The 17,421-nt window shown below is 69.4% G+C and carries 16 protein-coding genes and 1 tRNA gene; 12 read left to right on the top strand and 5 right to left on the bottom strand.

Translation table 11 applies throughout. The features are described from left to right. Positions 1 to 32: 32 nt before the first annotated feature. From J2X20_RS26125 to J2X20_RS26100, 6 genes are all read left to right on the top strand, one after another. Positions 33 to 899 (top strand): NAD kinase, encoded by an 867-nt coding sequence (locus J2X20_RS26125; RefSeq protein ID WP_310271928.1) that lies wholly within the window; start codon positions 33 to 35, stop codon positions 897 to 899. A gap of 10 nt (positions 900 to 909) precedes the next feature. Then, positions 910 to 2,607 (top strand): DNA repair protein RecN, encoded by a 1,698-nt coding sequence (recN, locus tag J2X20_RS26120; RefSeq protein WP_310271925.1) that lies wholly within the window; start codon positions 910 to 912, stop codon positions 2,605 to 2,607. Continuing rightward, a complete protein-coding gene (rapZ, locus tag J2X20_RS26115) occupies positions 2,604 to 3,518 on the top strand; it encodes an RNase adapter RapZ (RefSeq protein WP_409034206.1) in 915 nt (304 codons plus the stop codon). Before recN ends, rapZ begins: the two co-directional genes overlap by 4 nt. 199 nt (positions 3,519 to 3,717) lie before the next feature. Next, entirely contained in the window at positions 3,718 to 4,104 is a 387-nt protein-coding gene (locus J2X20_RS26110; protein ID WP_310271921.1) for a BlaI/MecI/CopY family transcriptional regulator, read from the top strand. Continuing rightward, positions 4,101 to 5,834, top strand: a complete 1,734-nt coding sequence (locus J2X20_RS26105; RefSeq protein ID WP_310271918.1) for a M56 family metallopeptidase — start codon at positions 4,101 to 4,103, stop codon at positions 5,832 to 5,834. The genes J2X20_RS26110 and J2X20_RS26105 overlap by 4 nt, the downstream gene beginning before the upstream one ends. A 2-nt stretch (positions 5,835 to 5,836) precedes the next feature. Further along, positions 5,837 to 6,973 carry an FAD-dependent oxidoreductase gene (locus tag J2X20_RS26100; RefSeq protein ID WP_310271915.1) on the top strand — a complete coding sequence of 379 codons (1,137 nt, stop codon included), beginning with the start codon at positions 5,837 to 5,839 and terminating at the stop codon, positions 6,971 to 6,973. On the opposite strand, the gene J2X20_RS26095 is transcribed toward J2X20_RS26100, so the two are convergent. From J2X20_RS26095 to mutM, 4 genes are all read right to left on the bottom strand, one after another. Continuing rightward, positions 6,970 to 8,721, bottom strand: coding sequence for a methyl-accepting chemotaxis protein (locus tag J2X20_RS26095; RefSeq protein WP_310271913.1), 1,752 nt, complete (start codon positions 8,719 to 8,721; stop codon positions 6,970 to 6,972). The two genes, J2X20_RS26100 and J2X20_RS26095, sit on opposite strands and share 4 nt — an antisense overlap. 77 nt (positions 8,722 to 8,798) lie before the next feature. Beyond that, positions 8,799 to 9,101 (bottom strand): hypothetical protein, encoded by a 303-nt coding sequence (locus J2X20_RS26090; protein ID WP_310271911.1) that lies wholly within the window; start codon positions 9,099 to 9,101, stop codon positions 8,799 to 8,801. Between the two features lie 3 nt (positions 9,102 to 9,104). Next, positions 9,105 to 10,136, bottom strand: a complete 1,032-nt coding sequence (gene mutY, locus J2X20_RS26085; RefSeq protein ID WP_310271908.1) for an A/G-specific adenine glycosylase — start codon at positions 10,134 to 10,136, stop codon at positions 9,105 to 9,107. Then, complete coding sequence (gene mutM, locus J2X20_RS26080) at positions 10,121 to 10,939, bottom strand: bifunctional DNA-formamidopyrimidine glycosylase/DNA-(apurinic or apyrimidinic site) lyase (protein ID WP_310271905.1); 819 nt, start codon at positions 10,937 to 10,939, stop codon at positions 10,121 to 10,123. The genes mutY and mutM overlap by 16 nt, the downstream gene beginning before the upstream one ends. A gap of 41 nt (positions 10,940 to 10,980) precedes the next feature. Here mutM and J2X20_RS26075 point away from each other — a divergent pair, with 41 nt between their 5' ends. The 6 genes from J2X20_RS26075 (at position 10,981) to J2X20_RS26050 (ending at position 15,980) form a co-directional block, all read left to right on the top strand. Beyond that, positions 10,981 to 12,726 carry a tetratricopeptide repeat protein gene (locus J2X20_RS26075; protein ID WP_310271902.1) on the top strand — a complete coding sequence of 582 codons (1,746 nt, stop codon included), beginning with the start codon at positions 10,981 to 10,983 and terminating at the stop codon, positions 12,724 to 12,726. Beyond that, positions 12,723 to 13,238 (top strand): lipoprotein insertase outer membrane protein LolB, encoded by a 516-nt coding sequence (locus J2X20_RS26070; RefSeq protein WP_310271899.1) that lies wholly within the window; start codon positions 12,723 to 12,725, stop codon positions 13,236 to 13,238. Before J2X20_RS26075 ends, J2X20_RS26070 begins: the two co-directional genes overlap by 4 nt. Next, positions 13,235 to 14,128, top strand: a complete 894-nt coding sequence (ispE, locus tag J2X20_RS26065; RefSeq protein WP_310271896.1) for a 4-(cytidine 5'-diphospho)-2-C-methyl-D-erythritol kinase — start codon at positions 13,235 to 13,237, stop codon at positions 14,126 to 14,128. The genes J2X20_RS26070 and ispE overlap by 4 nt, the downstream gene beginning before the upstream one ends. A 40-nt stretch (positions 14,129 to 14,168) precedes the next feature. Then, positions 14,169 to 14,245 (top strand) — tRNA-Gln (locus J2X20_RS26060). A 64-nt stretch (positions 14,246 to 14,309) separates the two neighbouring features. Next, on the top strand, positions 14,310 to 15,272 hold the full coding sequence (locus tag J2X20_RS26055) for a ribose-phosphate pyrophosphokinase (protein WP_310271893.1): 963 nt from the start codon (positions 14,310 to 14,312) through the stop codon (positions 15,270 to 15,272). An 81-nt stretch (positions 15,273 to 15,353) separates the two neighbouring features. Further along, on the top strand, positions 15,354 to 15,980 hold the full coding sequence (locus J2X20_RS26050; protein ID WP_310271890.1) for a 50S ribosomal protein L25/general stress protein Ctc: 627 nt from the start codon (positions 15,354 to 15,356) through the stop codon (positions 15,978 to 15,980). A 51-nt stretch (positions 15,981 to 16,031) separates the two neighbouring features. On the opposite strand, the gene J2X20_RS26045 is transcribed toward J2X20_RS26050, so the two are convergent. Beyond that, the gene (locus J2X20_RS26045) at positions 16,032 to 17,420 is read right to left on the bottom strand and encodes an efflux transporter outer membrane subunit (protein WP_310271887.1); all 1,389 of its coding nucleotides are present in this window, start codon (positions 17,418 to 17,420) and stop codon (positions 16,032 to 16,034) included. Position 17,421: the final 1 nt, after the last annotated feature.

The following is a 17,421-nucleotide window of genomic DNA, read 5'->3' as shown; positions in this document are numbered from 1 at the left end:
AGAGGCGATACCCCTGTGGTGTAATTTGCTGCATGGCCGAGCGCTTCAGACATGTCGCCATCGTGGGCAAGCATCAGGCGCCGGGCATCAGGCCGGTGCTGGAAGAGATTGCCCAATTTTTGTGCAGCCAGGGGCTGGATGTCTCGCTGGAAGCCGCCACCGCGCTCAACACCGGCCTGACGGACTACGACGCGCTGTCCAACGACGAACTCGGCCGCCAGTGCGACCTCGCCGTCGTCATCGGCGGTGACGGCACCATGCTCGGCTTTGCGCGCGACATGGCCCGCCACGGCATTCCGCTGGTGGGCATCAACCAGGGGCGGCTGGGCTTCATCACGGACATTCCCATCGAGCGCTGGCGCGAGTCGCTGGCGCCGGTGCTGGCGGGCGACTACGAAGTGGAGCCGCGGTCCATGCTGGAAGGCGCGGTCTGGCGCGACGGCGAATCGATTTTCTCCGGCCTGGCCCTCAATGACGTGGTCGTCAGCCGCGGCGGGACCTCCGGCATGGTGGAACTGAAGGTCAACGTCGGCGAGCAGTTCGTCGCCAATATGCGCGCCGACGGTTTGATCGTGGCTTCGCCCACCGGTTCCACGGCCTATGCGCTGTCGGCTGGCGGGCCCATCCTGCACCCGAGCATCGCTGGCTGGCTGATCGTGCCGATCGCCCCCCACACCCTGTCGAACCGGCCCATCGTCCTGCCCGATCTGGGCGAGGTGCGCATGGAGATCGTCGCCGGGCGCGATGCCTCGGTGAACTTCGACATGCAAAGCCTCGCCAGCCTGCTGCACGGCGACACCATCACCGTGCGACGCAGCCAGCACCAAGTCCGCTTCCTGCACCCCAAGGGCTGGAGCTATTACGCGACCCTGAGACGCAAACTGCGTTGGTATGTTTAGAGCCTGACCCATGCTGCGGCACCTGAGCCTGAAGGATTTCGTCATCGTCCCCGCGCTGGAGCTCGACTTCGAGCCCGGCTTTGCCGTGCTGACCGGCGAGACCGGCGCCGGCAAGTCCATCCTCATCGACGCCCTGCAGCTGGCCCTGGGTGGCCGCGGCGACGCCGGCGTCGTGCGCGAGGGTGCGGCCAAGACCGAGATCTGTGCCGAGTTCGACACGCCCGCCCATCTGCGCGCCTGGCTGGACGAGGCCGGCTTTGACAGCGAAGACAGCCTGCTGCTGCGCCGCGTCATCGACGCCGCAGGAAAAAGCCGCGCCTGGATCAATGGCGGCGCCGCCACGCTGACCCAGCTGCGCGAGCTGGCCGACCACCTGCTGGACATCCACGGCCAGCATGCCTGGCAGGGCTTGACCCGCCCCGCCGCCGTGCGCGAGCTGCTGGACGGATTTGCCGGCCTGGATACCGCGCCGCTGGCCCGCGCGCATGCGGCCTGGAAGCAGGCCTCGGAAGCTCTCGCCAAGGCCCAGGGCCTGCAGGCCGAGGCCCTGCGCGAACGCGAGCGCCTGGCCTGGCAGATCGGCGAGCTCGACGGCCTCGCGCCGGCCGAGGGCGAGTGGACGGAGCTGAACGCCGAGCACGAGCGCCTGTCGCATGGCCAGTCCCTCATCGACGCGGCCAAGTCCGCCCTGGATGCGCTGGAAGAGGCCGAGCCCAGCGCCCAGTCGCTGGCCGGCGGGGCCCTGGATCAGCTCGAGCGCGTGCTCGACCATGACGCCCGCCTGCTGCCCGCCGTGCAGGCCCTGCGCGATGTGCAGGCCCAGCTGCAGGACGCCAGCCACACGCTGTCGGCCTATCTGCACAAGACCGATCTCGACCCGGCCCGCCTGGCCGAGCTGGACGAGCGCGTGTCGGCCTGGATGACGCTGTCGCGCCGCTACCGCCGCCAGCCGCAGGACCTCCCGGCGCTGCTGGCGCAATGGCGGGCCGAGCTCGCCCAACTCGACGCCGCCAGCGACCCAGCCCAGCTGGAGGCGGCCCTGGCTGCGGCGCGCCAGGCCTTCGACAAGGAAGCCCAGGCCGTCAGCCGCGCCCGCAGGAAGGCCGCGCCCCAGCTCGCCGCGGCCGTCACCGCGGCCATGCAGCAGCTCGGCATGGCCGGCGGCCGGTTCGACATCGCGCTGACCGCGACCGAAGGCCCGCAGAGCTTCGGTCTCGAATCCGCCGAGTTCCTCGTGGCCGGCCATGCCGGCAGCACGCCGCGGCCGCTGGCCAAGGTGGCCTCGGGCGGCGAGCTGTCGCGCATCGCCCTGGCCATCGCCGTGACCACCAGCCAGGCCGCCACCGGCAATGCGCCCGGCACGCTGATCTTTGACGAGATCGACGTCGGCATCGGCGGCGCCGTGGCCGAGACCGTGGGCCGGCTGATGAAGCAGCTCGGCCATTCGGCGGACGGGCGGCGCCAGGTGCTGGCCGTTACCCATCTGCCCCAGGTTGCCGCCTGCGCCGACCGCCATCTCGTCGTCGCCAAGGCCCTGCAGGGCTCGACCACCGTCAGCTCCGTCAGCCCGGTCGTCGGCGAGGCACGCGTTGCCGAGGTTGCCCGCATGCTGGGAGGCGAGCGCCTGTCGTCCACCAGCCTGGCGCACGCGCAGGAGATGCTGGAGGCGTCCACATCCACGGCCAAGACGAAGAAGGCCCGGTCATGAGCCTCGAAGCCGACCTGCATGGCGATGTGGTGCTGCTGACCGGCATGTCCGGCGGCGGCAAGTCGGTGGCCATGCATGCGCTGGAAGACGCCGGCTATTTCTGCGTCGACAACCTGCCCGCCGAGCTGCTGCTGGACTTCCTGCGCCTGGAGCAGCAACGCGGCGAACGCCGTGTCGCGATCGCGGTGGACGTGCGTTCGGCCAGCTCGCTGCCGCTGCTGCTGCCGCTGCTGAAGGACTTGCGCGCCACCGGCGTGCCGGTGCGCTCCATCTTCCTGGACGCCAGCAACGACGCGCTGATGCGGCGCTTCTCCGAGACCCGCCGCCCCCACCCGCTGCGCGAGGACCGCGATACCGGTTTCGGCGGGCTGGACGGCGCCGCGGAAGACAGGCACCGCCTGCTGCTGGACGCCATCAAGCTGGAGCGCGAGCTGCTCGGCGGCCTCAAGGCGGAGTCCACCGTCATCGACACCAGCCAGTTGCGCCCGGCCCAGCTGCGCGCCTGGCTGGGTGATCTGGTCGGCCCCAACGCCGGGACCAAGCTGACCCTGGTCTTCGAGAGCTTCGCCTTCAAGCATGGCGTGCCGAGTGACGCGGACTTCGTCTTCGATGTGCGCGTGCTGCCCAACCCCTATTACGACCGCGAACTGCGCCCGCTGAACGGCCGCGACGCGCCGGTGGCGGCTTATCTGGCGGCCCAGCCCGAGGTCGGCCTGATGATGGGCCAGATCGCCGGCTTCCTGTCGCGCTGGCTGCCCAATTTCGCGGCCGACCAGCGCAGCTACCTGACCGTGGCCATCGGCTGCACCGGCGGCCAGCACCGCTCGGTCTATCTCGTCGAGATGCTGGCGCGCCAGTTCAGCCATCACGGCCACGTGCTGAAGCGCCACCGCGAGTTGGATGCAAGATGACCTGAGCCCCTCGCCCAGTCTCGCTCGCTGAACGCGGACGCGACTGGTCGGTCCCCCGAGGGGACGGCGATGCATGCCGGATTGACCAGCATGCACATCGCCAGAGCGGGCCGGCTAGGGAGCGGCCCGGCGCTCGGCCCGCCGCAAATTCAGAACGCAAGTTCTAGACATGGAGTTCTAGAACGATTATTCTGAACGCATGAGTCAAACACCCTCCGCCAAGCCGACGGCGGCCGAGCTGGATCTGCTGCAGGTGCTGTGGCGCCTCGGCCCCGCCGACGCCAAGGCCGTGCACGAGGCCCTGCTGCCCGAGCGCCCCGAGGCCACCTATGCGACGGTGCTGCGCCAATTGCAGGTCATGCATGGCAAGGGCCTGCTGAGCCGTGACGAGAGCCAGCGCCCACAGCTCTACGCCCCCGTGCACGCCCAGGACAAGCTGCAGCAGTCGCTGATGAAGGACTTCATCGCCAAGGCCTTTGCCGGCTCGGGCAAGGCCCTGGTGCTGGCGGCCCTGAAGAACCATGTCAGCGCCAAGGAGCGCGCCGAGATCCGCCAGCTGCTGGGCGGCACCGGAGACAAGGCATGAGCCTGGACCTCGCCATGAATGCCTGGGGCTGGGCTCTCGTGAACTTCGTCTGGCAAGGCGTCGTGGTCGGCGCCGTCGTTGCCGTGCTGCTGGCCTTGATGGGCGGCGCGTCGGCGCGCTGGCGTTATGCCGTCTGCGCGGCCGGCCTCGCGCTGTGCCTGGGCCTGCCGCTGGCCCAGTGCCTGGATCTCTCGCCCGCCGAAGGCCAGTTCATGGATGAGCTGCCGCCCCTGGCCGAGCAGATGCCCGCCCTCGTCGCGGCCTGGGCCCTGGGCACGGCGCTGATGCTGGCCCGCCTGGCCCTGGGCCTGGTCTGGGTCGGGCGCGCACGTCGGCGCAGCAAGCCGGCGCCGGCCGAATGGCAGGCGCGGCTGGACACTCTGGCCCGCCGGCTGGGCCTGAAGCGCGCCGTCAGCCTGCGCCTGCTGCCTGAATTGGCCGGCCCCATCGCCCTGGGTACGCTCAGGCCCTGCGTGCTGCTGCCGGCCGCCCTGCTCACCCGCCTGCCCGTCGACCTGCTCGAAGCCCTGCTGGCCCATGAACTCGCCCATGTGAGGCGCTGGGACTATCTCGCCAACCTGCTGCAGAGCGCCGTCGAGGCCCTGCTCTTCTTCCACCCCGTGGTCTGGTGGCTGTCGGCCCGCATGCGCCATGAGCGCGAACTGGTGGCCGACGAGATCTCGGCCGAACTGGTCGGCCAAGAAGGCCGCCGCCGCCTGGCCCTCGCCCTGCACGCCCTTTCCGAACTGGATTCCTCCCCGATGCCCTCATCCCCTGCCTTGGCCGCCCGTGGCGGCGACCTGCTGGCCCGCATCGAGCGTCTGCTCGCACCCCGTCCCCAGGCCACCGGCTGGAAGCTGGCCCTGCCGGCCCTGCTGATCGCCGCCACCAGCTTCGTCGTGCAGGCCAAGGGCCGCGACCCCGTCGAAGCGCCGGCGCCCATCGCCCAGGCCGCGGCCGCCGACGAGCTGCCACCGGCCCAGCAACTGCGCCTGCCGGTCAATGCCAAGCATGTCGTCGTCATCGATGACGCGACTGGCAAGGTGCTGATGGCCCGCGACGCCGATGCCGTCGTGCCCATCGCCTCGCTGACCAAGCTGCTGACGGCCATGGTGGTGCTCGACGCCAAACTGGACCCGACCGAGAAGCTGCGCATCACCAGCGACGACGTCGACACCCTCAAGCACAGCAAGTCCCGAGTGCGCGTGGGCACGCAGATGAGCCGCCAGGCCGCGCTGGAGATGGCATTGATGGAATCCGAGAACCGCGCCGCCGCCGCCCTGGCCCGCACCTTCCCGGGCGGCGAGGCCGGCTTCGTCAAGGCCATGCAGGCCAAGATCCACGCCCTCGGGCTCAAGCACACCGCCATCACCGACCCGACCGGCCTGTCGCCGGCCAACACGTCGACGGCGACCGAGATGGCCACCGTGACGGCGGCGGCGGCGCGCTATGGCGAGATCGAGCGCATCACCAGCGTCAAGAAGGCCAAGACGACGGTTGATGGGCGCACGCGCGAGCTGCGCAACACCAACCGGCTGGTGGGTGCCAAAGGCTGGAATATCCGCGTCTCCAAGACCGGCTACACCGAGGAGGCCGGCCGCTGCCTGGCCATGCGCATCCTGAACGGCAAGCGGCCCGTCACCGTCGTGCTGCTGGACGCCGATGGCTCGGCCAACCGGCTGCGCGATGCCGCATTGATCCGCAAATCGCTGGCAAAGCAGGCCTCCTGATCGTGCAGCGCCGCCACCTGCTCGCCGCGGGCAGCGCCACGCTGGCCCTGCCTGCCTTCGGCCTGGACTTCGCCGCGCCCCGCGCGCCGGCCGCCATGCGCGCCAGCGTCGACCGCATCATCGACATCACCGTCGGCATCCGCCCTTTCCGCGCCCAGGGACCGCGCATCGAAGCCGAGAAGCGCTTGGGCAAGACCCTCGTGCACCACTACGGCCATGGCGGCAGCGGCTGGTCGCTGTCCTGGGGCTCGGCCCAGCGCGCGCTGGCCCTCGTGCAGGCCGGCGGCGCGCGGCCGGGCGAGCGCATCGCCGTCATCGGCTGCGGCGCCATCGGCCTGACGACGGCGCGCACCGCCCAGCAGGCCGGCTACAAGGTCAGGCTCTATGCCAAGGACAGGCCGCCGCGCGTGCATTCCTCGGCCGCCACCGGCCTGTGGACGCCGGACTCGCGCATCGTCGCCAGCGAGCACGCCAGCGAGGCCTGGACGGCGGAGTGGGAAGCCATGGCGCGAGCATCGTTCAAGGTGCACCAGGGCTATCTCGGCCTGCCTTCGGGGCCCGTCGAATGGCATGACGGCTACGTCGTCGCCGACGAGGGCTTTGATCAACCCCTGCCCAGCTATGCGGCCCACGGCAGCGAACCCGACTACCCCGAGCTGTCCTCGCGCATCGCCGACCTGCGCCCGCAGGGCCGGGAACTCGCGGCCGACGAGCACCCCTTCCGCAAGCCGCATGCGCGCCGCTTCACGCAGCTTGTCTTCAACATCCCGGCCTATCAGCGCCTGCTGCTGGAAGACTTCGCCCGCGATGGCGGCGAGCTGGTGCAGCGCGAGTTCCGCCAGCCGCGCGACTTCGCCCGCCTGCCCGAGCGCGTCGTCGTCAACTGCATGGGCGACGGCGCGCGCAAGCTGTTGAACGACGTCGGCATGACGCCGGTACGCGGCCAGACGGCGCGGCTGATCCCCCAGCCCGAGGTGGACTACGCGCTGATCTACCGCGGCCACAACCTCGTCGTGCTGCCGCGCCGCGACGGGCTGCTCGTCGCCGCCATGGGCGAGCACGACTTCGGCAGCGACGAACTGCAGCCCGACCGGGCCCAGACCGAGGCCGCCGTGCAGCGGCTCGCGGGTCTGTTCTAGAAGGTCTCCCAGTCGCCTTCGGCCGGGCTGGGCGCCGCCGCAGCAGGCTTGGGCGCCGATGCGACCGGAGCGGGGGCGGGCTGCGGCGCCGGCCTGACAGCCGGCCGCGGTGCGGTCTTGGGCGCTGCCGGCCTGGCCACCATCGCCGGCTTGGGCGCGTTGCGCGGGGCGGGCGCGGCAGCCAGGCCCGCCTCGACGCGGAAGGCCGCCACCGCCTCGGTCAGCTTGGCCGTCTGCATGCGCATGCTTTCGGCCGCCGCAGCGGTCTGCTCCACCAGGGCGGCGTTCTGCTGCGTGGCCTGGTCGAGCTGGCTGACGGCCGCGTTGATCTGGCCGACGCCTTCGGACTGCTCGCGGCTGGAGACGGTGATCTCGCCGACGAGGTCGGTCACCTTGCGCACTTCGTTGACCATCTGGCCGATGGTCTCGCGCGCCGCCAGCACCTGGGTGCTGCCGCTCTCGACCTTGGAGACGCTGTCGCCGATAAGGCTCTTGATCTCCTTGGCCGCCTCGGCGCTGCGCTGGGCCAGCAGGCGCACCTCGCCGGCCACGACGGCAAAGCCGCGGCCCTGCTCGCCGGCCCGCGCCGCCTCGACGGCCGCATTCAGCGCCAGGATATTGGTCTGGAAGGCGATGCCGTCGATGGTGCCGATGATGTCGGAGATCTTGCGGCTGGAGGCCGAGATCGCGTCCATGGTCGTCACGACCTCGCCGACCGCTGCCCCACCGGCGCCGGCCACTTCGGAAGCATGGTTGGCGAGCTGGTCGGCCTGGCGGGCGTTGTCGGCATTGGCCTTGATCTGGGCCGCCATCTGCTCCACCGACGCCGCGGTCTCTTCGAGGCTGGAAGCCTGGCTCTCGGTGCGCGCCGACAGGTCGGCATTGCCCTGCGCGATCTCGGCCGCCGCCACATTGAGCTGGTCGCAGCCCTGGCGCACGCCCGCCACCATGCGCGCGAGGTTCTGCGTCATCTCGTCCAGCATGCTCAGCAGCTGGCCGAGTTCATCGCGCGAGCTGCTGTGCAGGCGCTGGGTCAGGTCGCCGCCGGCCACGGCACTGACAGCCGCGGAGGCCTTCTGCACCGGACCGGTGATGGAGCGCGTGATGGCCAGCGCCGCCAGCACGCCGATGACCAGGGCCACGAGCGACACGATGCCGAAGATCAGCAGCACACGACGGTAGGCGGATTCGGCCGCCTCGGTGGTGGCGCCCGCCAGCTTCTCGTTGTAATCCCACCATTTGTTGAGGCTGTCGCGCAGGGGCAGGAAGACGGCGCGGGCCGCCTGGCTCTGCTCGCGCGCTGCCGTGCCCTGGGTCGGGTCGGCTGCGCTCTCGTCCGAGGCCTTGAGGATCTTGTCCTGGGCCACGAAATAGGCTTCGGCCCCCTCGCGCACCGTCTTCAGCAGCGCCCGGTCCTGGTCGTCGACCGCCAGCAGCTCATAGTCCTTGAGGCGCTGCCGGATGTTGTCCCGGACCTTGGCGACCTCCCCGGCAAGCTGCTTCTTCAGCTTGTCGTCCTCGGTGAGGATGTGCTGCTGCTCGAAGCGCCGCGCATCGGACACGGCGCCATCCATCTGGTGGATGAGGCGCAGCGAAGGAAGGATGTTCTCGGGGTAGTACTCGGCGTAGTGATTGATCGACCTCGTCAACAACGCGCCCACGCCCGCCATCGCCATCATCAGCGCCAGCAGCACCGCAAAAGCCAGGCCCAGGCGCGTTCCGACGCGCAGATTATTCAGTCCGTTCACGGCTGTCCCCTCGTCGTTGTTCGGAGGACTGTGCCCGTTTCACCCTGGGCAGGCAATGCGTGTGCAGCCTCCGTTTGTCAACTTTCGGACGGCTCGGCCTCCCCCAGCAGCAAAGCGAGCAGCACGGCGGTGCCGATGGGCATGAAAACGACGATGGCGATGAGCCAGGGCACGAAAGCCCGGCCTGTGCGCCGCACCAGCTGCATCATGAAGACGCAATGCATGGTGCCGGCCACGACGAGGCCCAGGCCCAGCAGGGTCAGCCGGGATGCCGGCGGCTCGCCGTCCTGCGTGCTGCTGATGAGCTGCCACAGGCACAGGCCCGCCACGAGCAGGGTGATGACCGCGTACTCGATGCCGCTCTTGATATGTGCTTTCATGGCTCAGCTTTCCCCGATCAGTTTCTTCAGCGGCGCGGGCAGCGCATAGCCTGCTAGTTTCTCGCGGGCGACCCAGGTGCCGCCAGGCAGGTTTCCCTCGGGGGCTTCGGCCCGCATGGTGTGCAGCACCCAGTCGAAATGGGTCAGCGCATGCTCGATGCGCGGCAGCGTCTCCAAGGTGACATCGGGAGACAGGGCCGCGCGGGCGCTGGCCTCGTCGTCGAACATGGGCAGGGTCCACAGGCCAGCCCAGACGCCGGTGGCGGGCCGCTGCTGCAGCAAGACCTGGCCCTCCGCCCTTTCCACCCACAGCCACCAGTTCTCGCGGCGGCCGCGCTTGAGCTTCCTGGTCTTGACGGGGTAGCGCGTCGGATCGCCGTCTTGCTGACCGCGGCACATGGCCTGCACCGGGCACAGCAGGCAGTTCGGCGAACGCGCCGTGCAGACCGTCGCACCCAGGTCCATCAGCCCCTGGGTGTAGCGGTCGACATCGCGTTCGGGCAGCAGCCCGGTGGCGCGGTCCCAGAGCCTTTTCTCCGCGGCGCTGCTGGCCAGGTCGCCGTCGAAGGCGAGCACCCGGCCAAGCACGCGCTTGACGTTGCCGTCCAGGATGGCAACGCGCTCGCCGAAGCAGAAGGCTGCGATGGCCGCGGCGGTGGAGCGGCCGATGCCGGGCAGCGTCTGCAGGCCGGCCGCCGTGTTCGGGAACTCGCCGCGATGCAGCTCGGCCACGGCGCAGGCGCAGGCGTAAAGGTTGCGCGCCCGGCTGTAGTAGCCCAGGCCGGCCCACTGGGCAAGCACCTCGTCCAGCGTCGCCGCGGCCAGGTCGGTGACCTTGGGCCAACGCACGAGGAAGCGCTCGTAGTAGCCGAGCACCGTCGTCACCTGGGTCTGCTGCAGCATGACTTCCGACAGCCAGACGCGGTAGGGATCGCGCGTGTTCTGCCATGGCAGGGTGTTGCGGCCGTGGCGGCGCTGCCAGGCGACGACGGTCTTGCCGAAATCGTCGAGATCGGCGATCAGCGTTTCTGGCATGACGGGCAGAAGAAGGTGGAGCGCTGGCCCTGCACGATGCGCCGGATGGGCGTGGCGCAGCGCAGGCAGGGCAGGCCCTCGCGGCCATAGACCTGGGCTTGCATCTGGAAGCTGCCGGCCACGCCGTGCGCATCGCGGAAGTCGCGCAGCGTCGTGCCGCCCGCCTCGAGGGCCTGGCCGAGCACGGTACGCACGGCGGCGGCGAGCTTGTCGGCACGCGGGCGGCTGAGCTTGCCGGCGGGCAGGCGGGGATCGATGCCGGCCATGAAGAGGGCCTCGCAGGCGTAGATATTGCCGGCGCCGACGACGATGTCCCCTGCCAGCAGGGCCTGCTTGATGGACACGCGCCGGCCGCTCAGGGCCGCATGCAGATGCAGGCCGTCGAAACGCTCGTCGAAGGGCTCCAGGCCCAGGCCGCCCAGCAAGGTGGCCACCGGCTCGGCATCCAGGGCCGCCGCCCAGACCACGGCGCCGAAGCGGCGCGGGTCGGTCAGGCGCAGCAGACCGCGGTCGGTGTGCAGGTCGAAATGGTCATGTGCGCCCGGCGCCGGCGTCGCCTCCAGGAAGGCCAGCGACCCCGACATGCCCAGATGCATCAGCAGCCCGCCACGATTTTCGAGCGGAAGCCACAAATATTTACCGCGTCTTTGCGTGCTGCCGACGCGGCTGCCCAGCAGGGTTTCGGGGTCCACGCCTATCGGCCAGCGCAGGGGTTTTCCCAGGCGCAGACCGGTCACCCGGGCTCCCTGGATGGCGTCCGCAAAGCTGCGGCGCGTGACTTCGACTTCGGGCAACTCGGGCATGAGGGCGAAATCATAATCAGCCCCTGTCTGTCGGAGTTCGAATGCCTTTGTCCACTCGCCGCGTGATCGCCGCGGCCGCCCTGCTGGCCGCCCTGCAAGTCCATGCCCAGGAAGCCGCCGTTGCGCCCGCGCCTGCTGAGCCGCTGACGAATTCCGCCATGGACGCACCGCTGTTCTATCAGTTGCTGATCGGCGAGATCGAACTGCAGAACGGCCAGGCCGGCGTCGCCTTCCAGGTGCTGCTGGATGCCGCCCGGCGCACTGGCGACGAGGAACTGTTCAAGCGGGTCATCAACATCGCCGTCCAGGCCCGCGCCGGCGACCAGGCCCTGATGGCTGCGCGCGCCTGGGCCGAGACGGTACCAACCTCTTCCGAGGCGCTGCAGAACTGCGTGCAACTGCTCGCCGTCATGAACAAGCCGGCCGAGGTGCCGACGCCGCTGGCAGCGCTGCTGCGCGTGGCGCCTGCCCCGCAGCGCCCAGCCCTCATCCTGGCCCTGCCGCGGCTGTTCCAGCGCTCACCCGACCCGAAATCGGTGCTGACCGCGCTGGCGCCGGTGCTGCAGACCCAGACCGGCCCGCTCAAGCCCGCGGCCCTCTACACCGAGGCCCGGTTGTCAATCAACGCCGGCCAGAACGCCCGCGCCCTGGCGCTGGCCCGCGAACTCAACCAGCTCGAGCCCGAGGGCGACGATGCCATGCAGCTCGCCGTCGACCTGATGCCCTCGGAGCCCAAGGCCGAAGCGCTGATCACCGAGAGGCTGCAGCAAAAGCCCGAACAGCATGCACTGCGCCAGGCTTATGCCCGCGCGCTGATCCTGGGTCAGCGGCCCGCCGACGCCGCGCGGGAATTCCGTGCACTGACCGAGGCGACGCCTGATAACCCCGCGCCCTGGCTGGCGCTTGGCGCGGTCGAGCTGGAGCTCAAGCACGCCGCCGCCTCGGAAGCCGCGCTTCGCGAGGCGCTGAAGCGTCTGGACACGCCGGCGTCGGGCACCGATGCCGAGATCAAGGCCCGGGCCGAAGGCCGCCAGCAGGCCTGGCTGATGCTGTCGCAGGCCGCTGAACAGCGCGGCGACCTCAAGGCGGCCGAGGCCGCGCTGCAGAAGGTCGATGGCAACACCCTGGAGCTGCGCTATCGCCGCGCCAGCCTGCTGGCTCGCCAGGGCAAGCTCGCCGACGCCCGCAAGCTGCTGCAACCTGCCGCCGACGCCAGCGACCAGGACGCCCGCGCCACCCTGCTGGCCGAGGCTCAGCTGATGCGCGAGCAACACGATTACCCGGCCTCCCTGGCGGTCCTCAAGAAGGCAACGACCCGCTTCCCCGCCGACCCTGACCTGATCTACGAACAGGCCATGATGACGGAGAAGGCCGGTCATTTCGACGAGATGGAAACGCTGCTGCGCAAGGTCATCGAGATCAAGCCCGACTACCACCACGCCTACAACGCGCTGGGCTATTCGCTGGCCGAGCGAAATCTGCGCCTGCCCGAGGCCAAGCAGCTCATCGAGCAGGCCTTGAAGCTGGCACCGGGCGAGCCCTTCATCGTCGACAGCCTGGGCTGGGTCGAGTTCCGCCTGGGCAATCTGGCCGAGGCCGCCAAGCTGCTGCGCCAGGCCCACAACGGCCGGCCCGACGCCGAGATCGCCGCCCATCTCGGCGAAGTGCTGTGGGCCAGCGGCGCCGAGGACGAGGCGCGCAGCGTCTGGCAGGAAGCCGCCCGCCGCGAGCCGCGCAACGAGGCCCTGCGCGAAACCATGGACCGCCTGAAGGTCAAGCCGCGATGAGGCTGGCAGCGGCTTTCATCCTCGCGCTCGGCCTCGCCGGCTGCGCCCAGCTGCCACCGGCCCCGCCTGCCAGCCCGGAATCCCGCCTCAGCGGCCGCATCAGCGTGACCGTGGCGGGCGACGTGCACAACCGCGGCACCGGCGGCGCGGCCAGCTTCGAACTTTTCGGCGGCCCGCAGGCCGGCCGGCTGGAGCTCACCTCGCCGCTGGGCGCCCTGGTGGCGCGCGCCAGCTGGCAGCCGGGCCGGGTGACGCTGCAGACGCCCAATGACGAGCGCCGCTTCGACGACCTCGACGCGCTGACCCGCGAGCTGCTGGGCGAGCCCATCCCCGTGGCCGCCCTGTTCGACTGGCTGCAGGCCCGCCCCTGGCCGGCCGCGCCGCACAAGCAGACGGCCGCCGGCTTCGAGCAGTTGGGCTGGCGCATCGAACCCAAGCTGCCCTCCCTGGTCGCCATCCGCCTGGCTGAACCCACCGTCACGCTGCGCGCCCGGCTGGACAGCGGCGAATGAAGGCCCTGTACGACCTGGCTGCACCGGCCAAGCTCAATCTCTTCCTGCATGTCGTCGGCAAACGCGCCGACGGCTACCACCTGCTGCAGTCCGTCTTCGTGCTGGTCGACTGGGCCGACACCCTGCATGTGGAGTGGCGCGCCGACGGGCATCTGCACCGCCATGACGTGCTGGGTGGCGACCTGCCGGCCGACGACCTCTGCCTGCGCGCCGCGCGGCTGCTGCAGGCCGAGACCGGCTGCACGCTGGGCGCCGACATCCACCTGGAGAAGCGCCTGCCCGCCGGCGCCGGGATGGGAGGCGGCTCGTCGGACGCGGCCACCACGCTGCTGGCGCTGAACCGGTTGTGGGACTGCGGCTTGCCGCTGCAGCGCCTGCTGGCCCTGGGGCTCAAGCTCGGCGCCGACGTGCCCTTCTTCCTCGGCGGCGGCCCGGCCTTCGTCGAGGGCATTGGCGAGATCCTGCATCCGCTCACCCTGCCCGGGCAGCGCTTCGCCGTCCTCAAGGGGCCGGCCGGCCTCGCGACTAGAGACATCTTTTCCAGCCCACTCTTGGCAAGGTCCGAAAACTTGGCTATAGTCGCGGGCTTTCCTGCCTTGGCAAGAACAGCTGAAAACCTGGTGAACGGCTTTGGTCGCAATGACCTGCAGCCCGCCGCCGAAGGAATCAGCAGTGAAGTGCGAGACGCGTTGCAACAGTTGTCCGAAGTTTTCGGCAACGCCCGGATGACGGGCTCTGGCGCAGCAGTCTTTGCCCGGCTCGCCGGGGACGGAAAAGATGGCAAGGACGATCAGTCCCTGGCGACATTGCTGAAGGCTCAGCCTTCGGGGTGGACCGGTCGAATCTGCCACAGTCTGGCTCAACACCCGCTCGCGGGCTGGGCCGGCTGACAAGGGTCTTGGGGTGCAGCAGCTCTGCTGTGTCCTGTGTAGGGGAGTCGCCAAGTTGGTCAAGGCATCGGATTTTGATTCCGACATGCGAGGGTTCGAGTCCTTCCTCCCCTGCCAAATTTCTGTTTTTCGCTGAACCGGCTCGGCGCTCAGCGAGCCACTGATACCCCAGAGGCTCCCAGTGCTGCTCAACACGGTTCTCTTCACCGGCAACGCGAACCCGGTTCTTTCCCAGGAAATTGCGACCCATCTCGGCCTTGAGCTGGGCAAGGCCGTGGTCGGCCGTTTCTCCGACGGTGAAGTCACCGTCGAGATCCAGCAGAACGTCCGCGCCCGCGACGTCTTCGTCATCCAGCCCACCTGCGCGCCGACGAACGAGAACCTGATGGAGCTGCTGATCATGGCCGACGCCCTGAAGCGCTCCAGCGCCCGCCGCGTCACCGCCGTCATCCCCTACTACGGCTATGCCCGCCAGGACCGCCGCCCGCGTTCCACCCGCGTGCCGATCTCGGCCAAGGTCGTGGCGAACTGCCTCGAGACCGTTGGCGTCGAACGCGTGCTGACCATGGACCTGCACGCCGACCAGATCCAGGGCTTCTTCGACATCCCGGTCGACAACATCTACGCGTCGCCCGTGCTGCTGTCGGACCTGAAGAGCCGCAACTACCAGGACCTCGTGGTCGTTTCGCCGGACGTCGGCGGCGTGGTGCGTGCCCGCGCCCTGGCCAAGCAGCTGGGCTGCGATCTGGCCATCATCGACAAGCGCCGCCCCGCCGCCAACGTGTCCGAAGTGATGCACGTCATCGGCGAGATCGACGGCCGCAACTGCGTGATCATGGACGACATGATCGACACCGCCGGCACCCTCGTGAAGGCGGCCGAGGTGCTGAAGGCGCGCGGCGCCAAGAGCGTCTTCGCCTATTGCACCCACCCCATCCTGTCGGGCCCGGCCATCGAGCGCATCGCCGGTTCGCAGCTGGACGAAGTCGTCATCACCAACACCATTCCGCTGACCGACGCGGCCAAGGCCTGCAAGAAGATCCGCCAGTTGTCGGTGGCCTTCCTGTTTGCCGAGACCATCCGCCGTATTTCCGACGGCGAATCGGTCACCTCCCTTTTCTCGGAACAGAACAACAACTTCTGATCCGAATTCGTCGCGGTCGCAAGACCGCTTTCCCATACGGCGCCTGGTCGCGGGTGCCGTTTCTCTTTTTGGAGATAAACCATGAAGTTCGTCGCTTTTGAGCGCAAGCTGCAGGGGACCGGAGCGAGCCGCCGCCTGCGAGTCGCCGGCAAGGTGCCCGGTATTGTTTTTGGTGCTGGTGAGCCCGTCATGATCGAACTCGATCACAACGCGCTGTTCCACGCCCTGAAGAAGGAAGCCTTCCACAGCTCGCTGCTGGACATGGAGCTGAACGGTTCCACCACGCAAGTGCTGCTGCGTGACTTCCAGATGCATCCGTACAAGCCGCAAGTCCTGCACTGCGACTTCCAGCGTGTGGACGGCACGACCAAGATCACGAAGAAGGTCCCGATCCACTACGTCGGCGAAGAGACCTCCGTGGCCGTCAAGACCGACCACTGCACGGTCAACCACGTCGTGACCGAGCTGCTGATCTCCTGCCTGGCCCAGCAACTGCCCGAGTTCATCGAGGTGGACCTGTCTGGCCTGACCAAGGGTCACTCGCTGCACGTCAACGACATCAAGCTGCCCGCTGGCGTCAAGGTCGTCACCCACGGCAAGCCCAACCCCGTCCTCGCGACGCCGGTTGAGCCCAAGGCCGAAGAAGTCATCGTCGCCGCCGCTCCGGCCGCCGACGACGGCAAGGGCAAGAAGAAGGGCAAGAAGTAATTCCTGCCTGGCTTCATGCCAAGAACAAAGGGCTCCTTCGGGAGCCCTTTTTCATTGCGGCGGCATGCGCCCGCCCAGGTTCTTCAGCAGCAGATTGGCCGCCACCAGCTGGCGGTTGCGCGAAGACAGCAGATTGGCCTCGGCCGACAGCGCCGAGGCCTGCGCGGCGCTGACGTTGAGGAAACTGACCGTGCCGGCGCGGTATTGGGCCAGCACAATCTCGAGGTTGCGGCCGGCGGCCTCGAAGGCGTCGCGCTGCAGGGCCAGCGCGGCACCCGACTCGGCGAACTGCACCAGGTTGTCCTCGACCTCCTGGAAGGCCGTCAGCACCGCCTGGCGGTAGTTGGCCGTGGCGGCCTCGGCCGAGGCGCGGGCCTGGGCTGACGCCAGCTTGCGCTGGCCGCCGTCGAAGATGGGCTGGGCCACCGCTGCGCCCAGGCTCCACAGCAGATTGGGCGCCGACACCAGATTGGACCAGGACGAGCCGCGATAGCCGGCGCTGGCGGACAGGTCGAAGGAGGGGAAGAAGGCCGCGTCGGCGATGCCGATCTGCGCATAGGCCGCCGTCTGGCGGGCACGTGCTGCAGCGATGTCGGGACGCTGGGCCAGCAGCGTCGACGGCACCAGCTCCGGCACCGGTGGCAGCTCGGGCAGGCGAGCGTTGGCCAACAACTGGAACTGGCCGGCCAACTTGCCGACCTGGGTGGCGATGGAGTGCTCCAGCTGGGCGCGCTCGGCTCGCATGTCGCTGAGCTGGGATTGGGCGCTGCGCAGCTGGGTACGGGCCTGCAGCACATCGGTCTGGGCGACCACGCCGCTGGCATAGCGTGCCTCGGTCAGGTCAAGGGCACGCTGGTTGGCGACCACCGTGCGCTCCAGCAGCGCCTGCTGGGCCTCGGCGGTGCGCAGCGCGAAATAACTTTGCGTCAGGGTCGCCTGGGCCGACAGACGCAGGGCCGCCAGATCGGCCTGGCTGGCCTGGTAGTTCGCGCCGGCGGCCTTGACGCCCTCGGCGAGCCGCCCCCACAGGTCGATCTCCCAGGCCGCGTTGGCCGTCAGCGAGTTGTTGGTCGACACCGTGCGCTGGCCGTTGCCGCTCTCGGCAGTCGCCGAACGCGTGGTGCCGCCGTTGACGGACAGCGTCGGGAAGATGGCCGAACGGCTGGCGCTCAGCACGGCGCGGGCCGAGCTGACCTGTGCGAGGGCCGCGGCGAGATTCTGGTTGCCGACGACGAGGTCGGCCTGCAGTCCGTCCAGCACCGGGTCCTTGAACATCGTCCACCAGGCTTCTGGCACGGCCACCTCGGGGGCGACGCGGCGCCATTCGGTCGAGCCCGTGAATGCGGCCGGTGGCGGGGCTTCAGCTGGCGGACGCTGGGCCGTGATGGCGCATCCGGCGAGGGCCAGGGCGAGAGGAAGAACAAAAGCAGTCTTCAGCATG

This window comes from Roseateles saccharophilus (assembly GCF_031458095.1).
Taxonomy (GTDB): Bacteria; Pseudomonadota; Gammaproteobacteria; order Burkholderiales; family Burkholderiaceae_C; genus Pelomonas; species Pelomonas saccharophila_A.
Note: the sequence above shows the minus strand (reverse complement) of the source record. Positions and strands in the feature narration are given on the sequence as shown.

Coding starts and splice junctions, on each gene's coding strand:
- J2X20_RS26105 (WP_310271918.1), top strand. CDS start 4,101: ATGAGCCTGGACCTCGCCATGAATGCCTGGGGCTGGGCTCTCGTGAAC.
- J2X20_RS26125 (WP_310271928.1), top strand. CDS start 33: ATGGCCGAGCGCTTCAGACATGTCGCCATCGTGGGCAAGCATCAGGCG.
- J2X20_RS26075 (WP_310271902.1), top strand. CDS start 10,981: ATGCCTTTGTCCACTCGCCGCGTGATCGCCGCGGCCGCCCTGCTGGCC.
- recN (WP_310271925.1), top strand. CDS start 910: ATGCTGCGGCACCTGAGCCTGAAGGATTTCGTCATCGTCCCCGCGCTG.
- J2X20_RS26110 (WP_310271921.1), top strand. CDS start 3,718: ATGAGTCAAACACCCTCCGCCAAGCCGACGGCGGCCGAGCTGGATCTG.
- J2X20_RS26045 (WP_310271887.1), bottom strand. CDS start 17,420: ATGCTGAAGACTGCTTTTGTTCTTCCTCTCGCCCTGGCCCTCGCCGGA.
- mutY (WP_310271908.1), bottom strand. CDS start 10,136: ATGCCAGAAACGCTGATCGCCGATCTCGACGATTTCGGCAAGACCGTC.
- mutM (WP_310271905.1), bottom strand. CDS start 10,939: ATGCCCGAGTTGCCCGAAGTCGAAGTCACGCGCCGCAGCTTTGCGGAC.
- ispE (WP_310271896.1), top strand. CDS start 13,235: ATGAAGGCCCTGTACGACCTGGCTGCACCGGCCAAGCTCAATCTCTTC.
- J2X20_RS26050 (WP_310271890.1), top strand. CDS start 15,354: ATGAAGTTCGTCGCTTTTGAGCGCAAGCTGCAGGGGACCGGAGCGAGC.
- J2X20_RS26090 (WP_310271911.1), bottom strand. CDS start 9,101: ATGAAAGCACATATCAAGAGCGGCATCGAGTACGCGGTCATCACCCTG.
- J2X20_RS26070 (WP_310271899.1), top strand. CDS start 12,723: ATGAGGCTGGCAGCGGCTTTCATCCTCGCGCTCGGCCTCGCCGGCTGC.
- rapZ (WP_409034206.1), top strand. CDS start 2,604: ATGAGCCTCGAAGCCGACCTGCATGGCGATGTGGTGCTGCTGACCGGC.